The following is a 15,885-nucleotide window of genomic DNA, read 5'->3' on the forward strand; positions in this document are numbered from 1 at the left end:
TGTCCTGACAGATTTCTGAAATAATTCAAATTCCAGGACCGTCATACAATCGTTATTCGTAATGATACGATTACGAAAATATTTGGCAAATATGAATTTCGCTCTTGGCAGTTGAAATCCTCCCATGCGAGGTACGCAGCTCTGGGGCGCGTGCATCACGCCACGTCCTTCGCGACGGGAATTGGGTTCATTGGTCCTTCGGGGCCCTGGGAGTTGTCTATGCAAGTGGGAACATCGCGCAAGCGAATTTTGCTGATCACCGCCTGCTCGGTTGCGAGCGGGATGGTGTTTTCGGCGAGGGTCTGGGCGCAGAGCGCGCCAGCCCCGATCATTGTACCGAGCACACCTGACACCGGCGCCGCGCCGATTCTGCCGACCGGTACCGGTACGCCGAGCGCACAGGCTGTTCATATTGCGAAGATTCGCAAGATTTATCACCGGCTTCTGCTCAAGGAAAAGAATATCGCCGCCGCGGTGTCCTTCATTGACAAGCATCAGATCGAGGCTGAGGGCACGACCGGCTCCATTCAGAGTCTTTTGAAGCAAACGCCTTCGGTGAACGAATATCAGCAGGGCTTAGGCCAGGCGGTTCCGGTTCTGACGATTCGTGGCGTTCGTAACAGTCAGCTGGCTCAGACACTCGACGGCATTCCGTTGCAGGATCTGCTTTCCGGCGCCCAGGGGTCCTTCCTGAACAACAACGTCGGCTCCCCGGTCACTTTGGGACAACTTTCGGGCACTGCCGTGTATCCGGGTGTTGCGCCGCCGAACCGGCAGGGTTTTGCGACCATTGGCGGTACGATTGCCTATACGCTGAAAAAGCCGAGCTCGACGCCGAGCGCTGAGATTTTTGGCGGGTATGGTTCGTTTGATACCAGCCATTTGGGCTTTGAGCTGAACACTGGCGCTTACAAGAACCAGATCGACGGCATTCGGGCGCTGTTTCGCTATAGCCAATCCTATACTGCGGGCTATATCGATAATACCAACGCGCGCTATGGCGATTTGTTGTTGGCGCTCGATAAGCCTTACAACGACGGGCTGTCACATCTTACCGCGGACGTTATCTACAATCGCGGCCAGGGATATGTGCTGACCTCACCGTTGCCGGTGCCGGAATTGCAGCAGAACGGCGCCAGCTTCAACTTTCCGAAGTCGGATACGTACAACCGTCAGAATGATAAATACCTGACCGTTATTCTGGGTGATCAGACGTATATCAATCAGAACGTCATCGCCAGCGCGAAAGTATTCTACATTCACAACGAGAGCGACCAGACCAATTATCTGTCGCCCGCGTTCAACCCGAGCGTTTACAACCCGGCCCAGCCTTACGGCATTGATGGTCAGGCTCTGTCGCAGTTCTACACTGCCAGCAACTTCGGACCCGGCAACACGTTCTACAAGCCGGGTTTGTTTACCTACAATCCCTCCGCCGTGTTCGGCCAAGCCTATGCGGGCATCAATGCGACGCAGACCGACAGCCATACGACGACGATCGGATTCACGCCGCGAGTCCACATTTTTGCGGGCGTTAACAACATCACGGTCGGTGGTTTGTTCGCCAAGGAAACGTCGGCTAATTCGCAATACATTTATGGCACCGACCCGATGCCGCAGATTGCCGGGTATAACTCCTTTGCATTGGGAGGCGGTGCACAGCGTACAATTTACACGGTTTTCGCTTCCGACAAGATCGAGTTGTTGAACAACAAGCTGCAGATTGAACCGGGGATCAGCCTGACCGGGGTCTACAGCTCGAACAAGGTGCCCTTGAGCTATTTCCATTCGCAGGGCTACAAGCTTGCGAATTACGGCAAAACGGCCGAGCCGTATTTGGGCGTGAGTTATCAGTTGCCTTATAATATGGTTGCATTCGCGAGTTACGGCAAAGGAGCACGCTTTGCACCGACCACGGATTACTCGCTGGGTTCAGCGGGGAGCTCGACGTCTGCACCGAAACCTGAAATTGTTCATGCCTATCAAGCGGGTCTGCGCTATGATACGCCGAACCTCTATTTGAAGGCAGACTATTTCTACCAGAAAATCACCAGCGCTTTCTCATTCTTTACGAACTACAACACGGGCTTATCGTCGTATATTAATGTGGGTGCGCAGCAGTTTAGTGGTGTCGAGGCCTCTGGCAAGTATCGCTTGACGCCGAGCGTTGTCTTGTTCGGGAACGCATCGTATAATCGGGCGCGTTATCTGAACAGCTATTCAGCCAGCGTGACGCCGTTCCAGGGTCAGTTCGGTTATGCTTTCAAGGGCGACCCGGTCACTTCGGCGCCGACATGGCTTGGCAATTTCGGCGTGACCTACAACCACGGTCCGTATTCCGCGCGGATTGCCGGCCAGTATACGGGCCAGCAGTATACCACGTTCGACTACAACCCGACCGATGCCGCCTATATTCCGGGAACCGCACAGCCTGCGTCGGGCTTTCCGGGCATTCAATACGGCCTGCAAACAGCTCCGAACAAGGCGTTTCTGTTGCCGGGCTTCCTGACGCTGAACGTGCTTTTGAAGTACAACGTGCCGGTTCACTTCCAATCGATCAAGGTCCTGACGCTTTCACTGAACGTCAAGAATCTGCTCGGTCTGAATTACTATAACCATTTCTATAACGTGTATCAGCAGATCTCGGGTAACAGCCCGACCGGGTTTCTTGGTACATCGCCCTACGCAGCGGCCTTCTATGGTCCGCCGCGCACCATCTTCGCCAGCGTTTCGGCGAAGTTCTGATCGTCTGTTTATCTTGTCGCAGGGGGCCGCGCGATGCGCGGCCCCGTTGTGTGATTCAGAATGAATTTTCAGCGAAAATGCATTGAATATTTCAATTCTAAGTACACATCCGACACAGTTTTTTTAGCAGCATTTTATTTGCGTTTTTGCTTTCCAATCGCGTGGAAACCTGCTTGACGAGCGTTCCATGGATCAGCGGGATCGAGGGGTGATCATGACGGCAGCACATGTACAGACAGGTTTGAACAACCGGTTCACCCGCCTGCGTCGGTGCCTACTTGCTGCCCTGCTCGCCCTGCCCTTCCCCGCCATTGCCGCAGCGCCGCAGACGTGCGGCACCGTGATTGTGCCGCCAGGTGTTGGGCTTGGCACGCCGCCGGCTTCGGTGACCTCGCTCAATCCGCTGCTGATCGGCTCGACCTATGATGGCGAAGCGGTGTCCCTGCTGTACGAGGGGCTGCTATTCGTCAATTCGAAGCATGAGATCGATTATTCTCGTAGTATCGCCTCCGGTATCGATGTTTCGGCCGATGACACCATTTTCACCGTGACGATGAAGCCGTGGGCATGGTCCGACGGCAAGCCGGTCACGGCGTCCGACGTGAAATACACGTATGACCTGATCAAGAAACTGGGACCAACCTATCCCGATTATGGCGCCGGCGGCATTCCGGGTACCGTGAAATCCTTCACTCTGCTGAGCCCGAACCAGTTTCAGATCGTCACCACCCATCCGGTCAACCCGATCTGGTTTGAGTTGGTCGGTCTTGCGCAGCTCACGCCCTACCCGCAGCATGTCTGGGGCAAATACTCGATCAATCAGATGTGGCGGCGCCAATCCGACCCGGCGTTTTTCAAGGTGGTGGACGGCCCGTTCCGGCTGGTCAGTTTCGAGCTTGGGCGCCATATCATTTTCGGGCCGAACCCGACCTACCAGGGGCATCAGCCACGGATCCGTCGCTTCATCATGACCTTTCTGCACAGCGCCGGCTCGGAGATCGAGGGGATGCGGACCGGCTCGATCGACATGAGCAATCTGCCGTTTTCACTCTGGAAGGCCGGGCATGAGCTCAAGAATGTCCGGATCGTGCGCACTGCGCCGAATTTCGGCTTTGACTACATGCAGTTGAACTACAAAAATCCGAAGGTATCATTTTTCAGGGATGTGAAGGTCCGCCAGGCGATCGCGGATTCGATCGATGAAAAGGCTAAGATCAAGCTCCTTTTTCACAACACCACCAGAGTTCAGCATGGTCCGGTGCCGGTCGACCCACCGACATTTCTGTCGCCCACCGCAAAGGCCGGGCAGTATCCGGTTGGTTTCGATCCGGCGAAGGCGCGTAAACTGCTCGATCAAGCCGGCTGGAAAATGGGGCCGGACGGGATTCGGGAAAAAGATGGTCGCAGGCTGAGTTTTACCTATCTGGCCTCATCGGGCGGGACCACGTCGCTGCTTCGAAGCGAAATGACGCAGCAGACGTTGCGCGCCATCGGCATCGAGATGAAAATCCGGCAGGTAACGTTCAACCAGTTGCTCGCGCTTTCGAATCGGCCGCTCGCCTGGGAGGCCATGGGGTTCGGCTGGAGCCTTGGTTCGTATCCGTCCGATGGCGCGCAGTTGCGCACTGGCGGCAGTTATAATCAGGCTGGCTACAGCGACAAGAAAATGGATCGCTTGCTCGATGCCGTGACGACCACGCCGGGCATGGGCGCTCTGTATAAATATCAGGATTATGCCGCTGAGCAGCAGCCGGAAATTTTCGAGGAAGAGCCCGGCGTTGTCGTGCTGGCGAACCCGCATCTGCGCGGTGTCCGGAAATTCCTGAGCGGGGGCGCATGGGCCGCGAATTATCTGTATTTCGATAAGCAATCGTGCACCGCGCAACTTGCAGACGCCACAACGCCTTGATGCCACGCACCATTAGGACGGGAGATCGCCCATGCTGCGCATGATCGCCAATCGCCTTGCCACCGCCATTCTCTCACTGGCGATTCTGATCACCATCGTTTTCTTCATGACGCACGCGACACCGGGTGGTCCGGCGTTTTCAATCCTGGGGCAGAAAGCGACGCCGCAGGCGGTGCAGCAGTTGAACGCCCGCCTGGGCCTCGCGGCCCCGCTGTGGCAGCAATATCTGCTCTGGTGGTGGCATCTGCTGCAAGGGCGGCTCGGCTATTCCTACCTGCTCAACCGGCCGGTGACGCAACTGGTCGGTGATTACATGATGAATACGCTGGCGCTCTATGTCGGTGCGATTCTGCTCTCACTGGTGCTGTCGATCGGCATCGGGCTGGTGCAGGGCGTCACGTATGGGCGGTGGCCGGCGCGACTGATCGGGGCGTTGCAACTCTCGCTCTATGCGCTGCCGACGTTTTTTGTCGGCACCATGTTCATTCTGTATTTCGGCGTGAAATGGGGCGTGCTGCCCACCGGCGGCATCACCAATCTGCGGCTCGAACAGCCGGGTTTGCTCGACTACGGGCGGCACCTCGCGCTGCCGGTGCTGACGATTGGGCTGCTCGGCGTATCTGGCCTGTCGCGCTACTTTGGCACCTCGGTGCATGAGGAACTCGGCAAGGATTATGTGCGCACCGCGCTCGCCAAGGGGCTGACGTTTCGGGCGGTGCTGTTCAAGCATGTCTTGCGCAATGCGCTGCGGCCGTTGGTGACCATTCTGGGCCTCGCATTTCCCGGTATTTTTGCGGGCTCGGTGCTGGTGGAAACCGTGTTCAATTATCCGGGTCTCGGCTACCTGCTGTGGCGCTCGGCGCTGTCGCAGGATTATCCGGTGATTTCGGCCATCGTCCTGTTGATCGGCGCGCTCACCGTCATCGGCAATCTGCTGGCGGATCTGGTCAACGGCTTACTCGATCCCAGGGAGCGCTATGAATGAGCAACGCACTCGGCCAAACCATCCATGCACCTGGCGGCGCCTTGCGGCGTTCGGCGGCGGAACGTGCCGCAAACTGGCTCGGCGATCGCGGCACGCTGGTCACCGGCGTTGCCTTGGCGGCGATCGTTGTGTTGTTCAGCCTGATCGGGCCGTATCTCTACACGGCCAGCCCCTATGCGATCCACGGTCATCATGCGCTTGAGGCGCCGAGTGCCGCGTTTCCGCTGGGGACCGATCAGATCGGGCGCGATGAATTGGCGCGGCTGATCGCGGGCGGCTACGCCACTTTGATCGTCAGCATTCCGGCCGCCGTGCTGACCTTTCTGCTCGGCATCACCTATGGTTTGGCGGCAGCGCTCAGCCCGTCCTGGTTCGACAAGGTCTTGATGCGCGTGCTCGATGCGATTCTGGCGCTGCCCGGCCTGGTGGTGCTGATCTTCTTTTCGGCGCTGTTCACCCCAGGGACGTTCGAGCTGATTTTGCTGCTCGGCCTGACATCCTGGCCCGGTCTTGCGCGCATCGTGCGGAACGAGGCGATCGCTCAGCGCAACCGCGATTTCATCCTCGCAACGCGGCAGTTCGGCGGCGGCACGTGGTATATCGCGCGGGCGCATATTCTGCGGGTGATGGCGCCGATCCTGGTGGTGAACGCGACATTTCTGGTCGGTGATTCGGTGCTCGCTCTGTCCGGGCTGAGCTTCCTCGGCCTTGGTCTGCAGCCGCCCTATACCAGTTGGGGTGGGCTGTTGCAGACCGGCCTCAACCTGATCGCGCTCGATCCGTGGTGGATGATCCTGCCGGCCGGGTTGATGATTTTTCTTTCGATCATGGCGGCCAATCTGATCGGTCAGGGGCTGCTCGCGCGGTTTGGTGCGGCACGATGAGCGCGGCTCTCACGCTCGATCAGCTTTCCGTCGCGCTCAAGCGCGGTCGTGGCAAACCGATCGCGGTGCTCGATGACATCAACCTGACCGTCAATGCCGGGGAGATGACCGCGCTGGTCGGTGAAAGCGGCTCGGGCAAGACGATTGCCTCGCTCGGCGTGATCCGCCTGTTGCCGCGCAGTGCGGAGGTTTCCGGCCGGGTGATGCTGGCGGGCACGGATTTGACCGCGCTGACTGAGTCTGAAATGCGCCGGGTGCGCGGCCGCGACATCGGCATGGTGTTTCAGAACCCGCTCTCGGCGCTCAATCCGACCACGCGGGTCGGTAATCAGATTGCCGAAGTCTATCGTCTGCATACCGGCGAGACCGATCGCGCCGCGCGCGCCCGGGCGCTCGATTTGCTCGGCGAGGTTGGCATTCCCGATCCGTCCGACCGGCTCGATGACTATCCGCACCAGTTTTCCGGCGGCATGCGCCAGCGCGTAATGATCGCGATGGCGCTGGCCTGCTCGCCGAAGTTGTTGATCGCCGACGAACCCACCACCGGCCTCGATCTGCTGGTGGCGCGCCAGATCCTGGCGCTGTTGAGCCGGCTGCGGCGTGAACATCGGATGGGCGTGCTGTTCATCACGCATGATCTGTCGATCGTCGAGGAACATGCCGATCAGGTGCATGTGCTTTACGCCGGTAAGTCGGTCGAATGGGGCACCGCACGGTCGTTTTTCGCGCAGCCGCGCCACCCCTACAGCCAGGCGCTGCTCGGCGCGGTGCCGCGGTTAGGCCAGACGCGCCTGGCCAGTATTCCCGGCAATCTGCCCGATCCGGAAACACGGCCACCGGGTTGCCGCTTCGCGCCGCGCTGCGCGTTCCGCGAACCGGCCTGCGAAACCGCCTACCCGGCACCGGAGACGACTGGCGGCACGATGTTTGCGTGCCGGCGCGGCCGCGAGATCAATCCTGCCGCTATGCTCGATGCCGTGCTCGATGATCCGGCGCCGATTGCCGCACCATCGCGCGGCACGGCGCTGGAAGTGACCAAGCTCGGCGTCGATTACGAGCGGACGGCTACGAGTTTTTTCCAAGGCATGATCGGGCGTAAGGACAAGATGCGCGCGCTGAGCGACATTTCGTTCAGCCTGAGGCAGGGCGAATGTCTTGGCATCGTCGGGCAGAGCGGGTCGGGCAAATCCACCCTGGGCCGCGCGGTGTTGCAGATGATCTCGTATCAGGGTCACGTAATCTTGAACGGCGAGGCATTCGATACGATGCCGCGCCAACAGCGCAAGCTGGCCCGGCGCCGCATTCAGGTGGTGTTTCAGGATCCCAAAGAATCGATGAATCCGCGCATGCGGATTGGTGATATCGTTGCCGAGCCCTTGAAACTCGCCGGAATGCGCGGCCAGCGTGCACGAATGGCGCAAGCGGCCGCCCTGCTCGACCGTGTGGGTCTTTCGGAGCGGATGCTGAACCTGTTTCCCGGGTCGGTGTCCGGCGGGCAGGCGCAGCGGATTGCGATTGCGCGGGCCCTGGCGACGAATCCGGGCATAATCGTGCTTGACGAACCAACTTCGAGTCTTGATGTTTCAACACAGGCGCTGTTGCTGAACCTTTTGAAAGATTTGGCGCGTCAAGATGGTTTGAGCTATATGCTGATCAGTCATGATATTGCCGCAGTCAGTTATATGGCCGACCGGATCGCCGTTTTGAACGGCGGTGCCATGGTCGAGTTCGGGACTGCGCAGGACGTGCTGACGCGACCAACGAATGCCTACACGCGTGAACTGATCGCCGCCTCGCCGCATTTCCGCACGAACCAACCGGGCGGACCGACTGAAACTATGGAATTTAACCCTTCAACCGTACAGCCGTCCGCCGTTTAGACTGCGACTGCAAAGACCTAGGAGTTTGACCCATGAATGAAATCGTCCGACTTGTCCTGCTCACGGGTGGCCTCCTGGCCGTGATGCCGCTGTTATTGCTGATCACCCTGGTTGTTGCGTTCGAGCGCCTCTACCTGCTCAAAAAGACCATCAACGCCGGCAGCCGTATCCATGCCAAGCTTCGGCAGGTCGGTTACGGCAATGTCGAGGGACTGCGCGAACTGGCGGAAGCGAACAGCAAGACCTTGCAGGGACACCTGATCGTCACCGCCCTCGCCTCGCGCGGCGAGACGATGGACGAACTTGATAATCATCTCGAGGAAGAGATCATGGACAGCATGCCGCGGATCAATCGCGGTCTGTGGATTCTTGATACCTCGGTCACCATCGCGCCGCTGCTGGGCCTGTTCGGCACCATCATCGGCATGATCCAGGCGTTCAACGTGCTGTCCGCCCATGGCGGTCCGGCCAAGGTGACCGGCGGCATCGCGGATGCGCTGGTCTCGACCGGTGCTGGTTTGCTGATCGCGATCATTGCGGTGTATTTCGTGAACTACTTCAACGCGCTCAGCCGCCGGATCATCCAGCAGCTCGAACTGATCAAGGTCGTGCTGATCAACCGCTTCCACACCCGCGGGCTGGCGGATGGGACGGTCGGCGCGCCGTCAACCATGGCAGAATCGCGCGCTGCCGCCGAACTCGCGAGGGTCTGAGCCATGCGCCGTAAATCCAACCTGATGGAGCGCGAGCGCCCGCGCCTCGAAATCGTGCCGATGATCGACATCATGATGTTCCTTCTGGTGTTCTTCGTGATGATCGTGCTGAAGATGATCCCGGATTCCGGCGTCAAGCTGCAATTGCCGGGGGCATCGACCGCCAATGAGCTGAAACCCACGCAGATTGTCATCATGATCGATCCGCAGGGCGGGCTGCACGTCAAGAACCAGGATATCACACGCGCCGGGCTCCAGACCTATCTGACCGGGCTGTATGATACCAACAAGAAGATCGACGTGATCATCGCCGGCGACAAATCGGTGAAGTATCAGCGGATCATGCAGGTCATGAACGCGGTACGGAAATCCGGTATCACCGATGTCGGGCTTGCCACCAAGCACTGAAACCGCGCTTGCGCTGCAGGCGGCGTTCCTGGCCTATCTGGCCGGTGAACGCCGCGCCGCCGTCAAGACGATCGAGACCTATGGCGGTGATCTAGCCGAGCTTATCGGCTTTCTGACTTTGCATATCGGCAGCGAGCCGACCGGGGCGGATCTGGCAGCGGTTTCGCTGGCTGATCTACGGGCGTATCTGGCACGCCTTGCCACCAAGGGTGCCGGCAACGCGACACGGGCGAAAAAACTATCCGCCATCCGTAGCTTTTATCGTTACCTGCGGCTACGCCACGGCATCACCAATGAAGCCTCGACCTTGATCTTGACGCCGCGGAGTCGCAGGCCGCTGCCGCGCGCGCTGACCGCGCCGGATGCACGCGCGGTCGTCGAGGCGCTGGGCGATACCGCGGCGAGCCAAGCGCTCGCCGCGCGCGACAATGCGGTGATGGCGCTGCTGTACGGCGCCGGCCTGCGCATTAACGAAGCGCTTTCACTCGACTGGCGCGACCTGCCGCCGCCGGATTCGCCCCTGCGTGTGCGTGGCAAAGGCGGCAAACAACGCATCGTGCCGCTGCTGGCGGCGGTGCGCGCGGCACTGGCCGATTGGGGGGCGCACCACCCTGCCCCCGCGCCGGATGCGCCGCTGTTTCTTGGGGCGCGGGGCGCGCGACTGAATGCCGGCGTGGTGCAGAAGCACCTGCGCGCATTCCGCCGCGCCAACGGGCTGCCCGAGCACGCTACACCCCATGCGCTGCGCCACTCCTTCGCCACGCATCTGCTGGCAGGCGGGGCGGATCTGCGCGCGATCCAGGAATTGCTGGGCCACGCCAGCCTGTCGACCACGCAGCGCTACACCGCGGTCGATACCGCGCAACTGCTGGCGGTGTGGCAGAACGCCCACCCGCGCGCCGGGTCCTGATCAGGCGAGACAGGCGGCGGTTCGGGTGCTAGAGACTGTCTCTCATCGATAAGGGACGGAAACATGAACCATCAAAATCGCTTCGATCAACAATGCGCCGTCGTGACCGGCGGTGCCGCCGGCATCGGACTCGCGGTGGCCAGCCGGATCATCGCCGAGGGTGGGCGCGTTGCCATCTGGGACCGGAACCCGACCGATATTGATGCGGCGGTGGCCCGGTTCGGGGACAAGGCGATCGGCGTGCCGGTCGATGTGACCGATTGGGCGGCGGTCGAACAGGCGGCGCGCACGACGGATGCGGCGTTCGGCCGGATCGATGTCCTGGTTGCCAGCGCCGGCATCACCGGGCCGAACGCAACCACGTGGGAGTATCCGGTCGCGGACTGGCAGCAGGTGTTCGCGGTCAATCTGCACGGGGTGTTCCACGCCAACAAGGCCGTCGTGCCGTATATGCTGGCGAAGGATACCGGCCGGATCGTCAATATCGCCTCGATCGCCGGCAAGGAGGGCAATCCCAACGCTTCGGCCTACAGCGCCTCGAAGGCCGCGGTGATCGGGCTGACCAAATCGCTCGGCAAGGAACTCGCCAAGACCGGCATCACCGTCAATTGCGTGACACCGGCCGCCGTGCGCACCGCGATTTTCGACCAGATGACCCAGCAGCATATCGATTTCATGCTCTCGAAAATCCCGATGGGGCGGTTCGGCACGGTTGATGAAATCGCAGCGCTGGTCTGCTGGCTCGCCTCCCCCGAGTGCTCGTTCACGACCGGTGGGGTGTTCGATATTTCGGGCGGCCGCGCGACCTATTGAGCCTCAGGTCTCGCGTTCGCGCCCATAGGCCAGCAGCAGGCCGAGGATGACGACGCCGTAGGCGATACTGCGGACATAGTCGGGCATGTTCAGGGCGAGCAGGACCGAGACCAGCACGGTCAGGCTGACCGCCCCGGCGGCAACACCGAGGTAATGGCCCCGGCCGCCGAGGATATTGACGCCGCCGATCACCACGGCGGCGATCGATGTGAACAGATAAGGATCGCCCATGCCGAGCGAGGCCTGGCCACCGAAGCCGACCAGCAGAATCCCCGCAAGCGCGGCGAAGAAACCACTGGCGGCATAGAGCATGATGGTCATGCCGCGCGCATCGATTCCGGCGAGCACGGCGGCGCGCGGATTGTTGCCGAGCGCGTAGGTGGCGCGGCCGAACCTGGTGATGTTCAGCGCCAGCGTGACCAGCACGATCACGACGAGCCAGAGCAGCAAGGCGTCAGGGACGCCGAGCAGGCTGTCATGCGCCAGCGCCTGCACAAAAGGGGGGGCGTAGGACGAGCAGGCCGAACAGGTGAAGCCGCCGGTCAAGCCGAGGACCAGGCCCTCGATGATGCCGTTCATCGCGAGCGTCATCACCACAGCCGGAATGCCGAAAATGGCGACACCGGCGCCATTGATGGCACCGACCACGATGCCCATGGCCAGCGCGGCGACGATGGCGATGGGCGCGCGCGATTCCAGCCCGAGCGACGTCGTGGTCAGCACGATCGCCCCGGCGTTGAGCACCCAGGGCACCGAGAGGTCGATGCCGCCGATCAGGATGACGAAGCACTGCCCCGCCGCGACCAACCCGACGAAGGACGCGATGACCAAAATACTCTCGACGCTGGCGAGCCCGAGAAATCCCGGATGAACCGCCTGGCCGAGCAGGAACAGCGCGACGGCGGCGGCGATGGCATAAAGAACCCGGCGGGATTCCGGGGCCATGGTTTTGAATTTGTTCATTTGGGCCTCCGCCGGATGGTGCCGCCGATCACGCCGCCGACCACCACAGCGATCAGCAGGAACACGCCCTCATAGAAGGATTGGAACAGCGGGTTGACGTGGCCGAAGAACAGGATGTTGACGATCAGTGTGGTGATCAGCGCCCCGGCGATCGCCCCGATCGCCGAACCGCGGCCGCCGAACAGCGACACACCGCCGAGCACCACCGCGACGATCGAGGACAGGGTATAGGAATTGCCTGTGGTGGCATCGCCCGCCGTGGCCGATGCGGCGAGGAACAGGCCGGCGGCGGCGGCGAGCGTGCCATCGAGCATATAGGCGATGATCTTGGTGCGCAGGATGTTCACGCCCAGCGCGCGGGCGGCGGCTTCGTCATTGCCGATCGCATATAAATCGACCCCCGCGCGCGAACGGCGAAACGCCGACCACGCGAGCGCTAGCAGAACAATGAAAATCAGCGCGTAGGGGGCATTCGGGTTGACCAGAAAATTCGTGAAGGACGGCGGGATCGCACCGCCTGGTTCGGGCAGCACGCGGATGGCGAGGCCCTGATAGATCGACAGTGTACCGAGCGTGACAACAATCGGTTGCAGCCGACCCAGCGCGACCAGGAGGCCGTTGACCAGACCGCATGCGGCACCGACCATCAGGATGACCACCGACCACACCAGGCCGCTGGTGAGCGATTTGCCCATGGTGACCGCGGCCATGGCGTTGGCAAGATCGACTACGCCGCCGACCGACAGATCGATGCCCTTGGTCAGCACCACGAAACACTGGCCGACCGCGGCAAAAGCCAGTGGCACGGCGCTGTTGACCGTGGAGGTCAGTTCGAAATTGCCCGGCAGGCGTTGCTGTTCGATACCATAAATCAGGATGAACGCGACGATCGCGATCAGCAGGATCGCGCCGGCTAGGATCAGGCCGATGTTCTGGGCGATCAGATGGCCAAGCCGGTTGCCGCGCGGCAGGGCGTCGGCCGTAGTATCAGGCTGCATGGGCAGACTCGCGCATGGCTGCGGAAACGATCGCCTCGGCGGTCAGATCGGCCCCCGGCAGATCGGCGACGAAGGCGCCACGACGCATCACCAGCACGCGGTGGCAGAGATGGGCGAGTTCCTCGGCATCGGAGGAATAGAACAATATGGCGTAACCTTCGCGCGCGAGCTTGGCGACCAGATCGTAGATTTCATGCTTGGTCGCGACATCGACCCCGCGCGTGACATCGTACAGCAGCAGGATGCGCGCCTTGGTCAGCAGCCAGCGGCCGAGCAGGACTTTCTGTTGATTGCCGCCCGACAGCACGCCGACCGGCTGCGATGGGCTCGGCGTGCGGATCGCGAGCTGGGCGATCGTGTCATCAACCAGAGACCGCTCCGCGCCGCGCCGGATCGCGCCGAACCGCGACAGCCGGGCCAGGATCGGCAGGGTCAGATTATCGCGGATTTTGAGCGGCAGGAACAACCCTTCGCTCTTGCGGTCCTCGGGGACCAGGGCGATGCCGGCTCGGATCGCGTCACGCGGGGATCTGATGCGGATGGCGCGGCCGTCCTGTTTGATCTCGCCCTGGGTGAAGCCGGGCGCGCCGAACAGGCCGAAGAACAGGCTGCGGTGACCATGTCCGGCGAGGCCGCCGATACCGAGGATCTCGCCGGACGATAGCGCCAGATCGAGCGGTGCGATCCCTTCGGCGCGCACGCCGCGCAGGGTTAGGACCGGCGGCTTAGCCGGTGCCGGCGTACGGACGGGAAATAGGGCTTCGAGTTGCCGGCCGGTCATCAGCGTGATCGCTTCATCCTCATCGATCGAGTCGAAACAACCAACATCGCTACCGTTGCGGAAAATCGTGATGCGGTCGGCAATGGCGGCGATCTCACCCCACCGATGCGAGGTGAACACGATTCCCGTACCGCCGTCGCGCAAGGCCCGGATCTGACCGAACAGCCACGCGACTTCGCGCTCGACCAAAGCGGAGGTCGGCTCATCGAGCAGCAGGATGCGCGGCTTCGCCAGGATGACGCGGGCAATTTCGATGATCTGGCGTTCGGCGAGCGCGATATCGGCGGTCAGGGCGCGCGGATCGATATGGGTGATCCCGAGTGCGGCGAGTTCACGCTCGGCGACATCTGGCATCGCCGCGCGATCGATCAGGCCGAAGCGCCCGCGCGGCTCGCGCCCCAGCAGCAGGTTTTCGGCGACCGTCATGAACGGCAGCAGGGTCAGTTCCTGAAACACCGTGCCAATGCCATGCCGACGCGAGGCGGCGATGCCGCTGTGCGCCGGTTCGCCATCAATCGTGACGCTGCCCGCATCGGGCGTGATCCGCCCGCCAAGGATTTTGATCAGGGTGGATTTGCCGGCGCCATTCTCACCGACCAGCGCGTGGACGCTGCCCGGTGAGATCGCGATCGAGGCGCTGATGAGTGCCTTGACCCCGCCGAAGGATTTGCTGACCGACCGTGCCGCGATGGCGGCGACCGCCGGCGTTGCAAGCATCGTCAAACCTTTGGCAGGTGGACAGTCAAAGTTCCAGGTCCGGGCGTTCCGTGCAATGCCGCGTTCACGCCGACTTTGACGACGGCATTCGGGCCGCTGTCGGTGAAGTCTGTGAAGAAACTGTCGGTCATTTGCGGAAACACGGTCTGGCCGGCTTTTACCGTCGCATCGGTGACGAAGGGGAACGGGATCGTGATATCGCGACGCGGATAGGTCTTGTTCAGAATTCGCCGTGCGAGTTCGAGTGCCACCAGCACGAGATATGGCGGTTGTCCGATCGACAGGCCATCGACCTTCTGGCCCATGTATCCCAGCATGAATTTGCGAAAGCCGTTTTCGGCCTCACCGGCGGTGGGCGGCAGCGGCGTGCGCTTGGCGGCGATGAAGGCTTTCAGCACGCCATCGGTACCGCCCTGGCACCAGATGCCATCGATTTTCGGCAGGCTGGGCAGAATAGCGGCGGTATTTTTCTCGGCGGTCGCGGAATCCCAGTCGCCCGCGTAGCGGTTAACGATCTTGATGCCGGGATGTTTCTGCCAGACCGATTCGGCACCCTTGTTGCGTTGCTCGTTGACAGTTGTGCCAGCGACGCCGGTCACCATGATCACGTTGCCCTGACCGCCGATCTTTTTCGCAACCCAGGTCGCCAGCGTCTCGCCGAACTTGAACTGGTCGGTATTCACTTTGATGGCGGCCGGCGTCGTCACGACGTTATCGAACGAAATCACCAGAATGCCGCGCGCGTGTGCCTGCTGGATGATGCCATTGAGGCCGGTTGGTGAAGCGGCATCGACCAGAATGGCGTCGACACGCTCGGCGATCATGCCGGAAATCTGTTGGCTCTCCTGGCTGACATTGTTGCCGGAGTTGAAATAACTGCCCTCGACCTGACTTTTGTAGGGCTCCATCTCCAGCGCGGCCTTGAACAGATTGACCATTTCGATTCGCCATTCATTGCCGATGTAGGAGTTCGACAGGGCGATCTTAAATTTTTTAGGGGCAGCGAAGGCCGATCGCGGCATCGCAGAAAGTCCCGCGCCGGCTGCCATGGCTGCAATAACGGCGCGGCGAGTTGCGTCTTGATTCATTGTTTCCTCCTTGGTGTCTTTGTCGTTTATTATTGATTGAATACAGGTTTGTCGATGGTTTGACAATTGAAAACAATGTGGCGTTTCGCGG

Annotated in this window: 13 protein-coding genes; 9 read left to right on the forward strand and 4 right to left on the reverse strand. The window is 61.1% G+C overall.

Annotated elements, in window-relative coordinates; translation table 11 throughout:
* The first annotated feature begins 219 nt into the window (after nucleotides 1-219).
* The 9 genes from BW994_RS08680 (at nucleotide 220) to BW994_RS08720 (ending at nucleotide 11,247) form a co-directional block, all read left to right on the forward strand.
* Nucleotides 220-2,745 (forward strand): TonB-dependent receptor, encoded by a 2,526-nt coding sequence (locus tag BW994_RS08680; protein WP_051657209.1) that lies wholly within the window; start codon nucleotides 220-222, stop codon nucleotides 2,743-2,745.
* A gap of 214 nt (nucleotides 2,746-2,959) precedes the next feature.
* Entirely contained in the window at nucleotides 2,960-4,654 is a 1,695-nt protein-coding gene (locus tag BW994_RS08685; protein ID WP_076454484.1) for a peptide ABC transporter substrate-binding protein, read from the forward strand.
* A gap of 31 nt (nucleotides 4,655-4,685) precedes the next feature.
* A complete protein-coding gene (locus tag BW994_RS08690) occupies nucleotides 4,686-5,639 on the forward strand; it encodes an ABC transporter permease (protein ID WP_029311078.1) in 954 nt (317 codons plus the stop codon).
* Nucleotides 5,636-6,523, forward strand: coding sequence for an ABC transporter permease (locus BW994_RS08695; protein WP_245594064.1), 888 nt, complete (start codon nucleotides 5,636-5,638; stop codon nucleotides 6,521-6,523). The genes BW994_RS08690 and BW994_RS08695 overlap by 4 nt, the downstream gene beginning before the upstream one ends.
* A complete protein-coding gene (locus BW994_RS08700; protein WP_076454478.1) occupies nucleotides 6,520-8,403 on the forward strand; it encodes a dipeptide ABC transporter ATP-binding protein in 1,884 nt (627 codons plus the stop codon). The genes BW994_RS08695 and BW994_RS08700 overlap by 4 nt, the downstream gene beginning before the upstream one ends.
* 32 nt (nucleotides 8,404-8,435) lie before the next feature.
* Nucleotides 8,436-9,116 (forward strand): MotA/TolQ/ExbB proton channel family protein, encoded by a 681-nt coding sequence (locus tag BW994_RS08705; RefSeq protein ID WP_029311081.1) that lies wholly within the window; start codon nucleotides 8,436-8,438, stop codon nucleotides 9,114-9,116.
* A gap of 3 nt (nucleotides 9,117-9,119) precedes the next feature.
* The gene (locus BW994_RS08710; protein ID WP_029311082.1) at nucleotides 9,120-9,524 is read left to right on the forward strand and encodes an ExbD/TolR family protein; all 405 of its coding nucleotides are present in this window, start codon (nucleotides 9,120-9,122) and stop codon (nucleotides 9,522-9,524) included.
* Nucleotides 9,499-10,434 (forward strand): tyrosine recombinase XerC, encoded by a 936-nt coding sequence (locus BW994_RS08715; protein ID WP_029311083.1) that lies wholly within the window; start codon nucleotides 9,499-9,501, stop codon nucleotides 10,432-10,434. The genes BW994_RS08710 and BW994_RS08715 overlap by 26 nt, the downstream gene beginning before the upstream one ends.
* A 63-nt stretch (nucleotides 10,435-10,497) precedes the next feature.
* Nucleotides 10,498-11,247 (forward strand): SDR family NAD(P)-dependent oxidoreductase, encoded by a 750-nt coding sequence (locus BW994_RS08720; protein ID WP_029311084.1) that lies wholly within the window; start codon nucleotides 10,498-10,500, stop codon nucleotides 11,245-11,247.
* 3 nt (nucleotides 11,248-11,250) lie between these two features.
* Here BW994_RS08720 and BW994_RS08725 read toward each other — a convergent pair whose 3' ends face one another.
* From BW994_RS08725 to BW994_RS08740, 4 genes are read right to left on the reverse strand one after another with little or no spacing between them, the layout of a single operon-like run.
* Nucleotides 11,251-12,210 (reverse strand): ABC transporter permease, encoded by a 960-nt coding sequence (locus BW994_RS08725; RefSeq protein ID WP_029311085.1) that lies wholly within the window; start codon nucleotides 12,208-12,210, stop codon nucleotides 11,251-11,253.
* Nucleotides 12,207-13,208 (reverse strand): ABC transporter permease, encoded by a 1,002-nt coding sequence (locus tag BW994_RS08730; RefSeq protein WP_029311086.1) that lies wholly within the window; start codon nucleotides 13,206-13,208, stop codon nucleotides 12,207-12,209. The genes BW994_RS08725 and BW994_RS08730 overlap by 4 nt, the downstream gene beginning before the upstream one ends.
* Nucleotides 13,198-14,706: a sugar ABC transporter ATP-binding protein gene (locus BW994_RS08735; RefSeq protein ID WP_051657210.1), complete on the reverse strand. Its 1,509-nt coding sequence runs from the start codon at nucleotides 14,704-14,706 to the stop codon at nucleotides 13,198-13,200. The genes BW994_RS08730 and BW994_RS08735 overlap by 11 nt, the downstream gene beginning before the upstream one ends.
* Before the next feature lie 2 nt (nucleotides 14,707-14,708).
* Nucleotides 14,709-15,794 (reverse strand): sugar ABC transporter substrate-binding protein, encoded by a 1,086-nt coding sequence (locus BW994_RS08740; RefSeq protein ID WP_051657211.1) that lies wholly within the window; start codon nucleotides 15,792-15,794, stop codon nucleotides 14,709-14,711.
* Between the last annotated feature and the right edge of the window lie 91 nt (nucleotides 15,795-15,885).

The sequence above is a fragment of the Acidiphilium rubrum genome (assembly GCF_900156265.1).
GTDB classification, from domain to species: Bacteria; Pseudomonadota; Alphaproteobacteria; order Acetobacterales; family Acetobacteraceae; genus Acidiphilium; species Acidiphilium rubrum.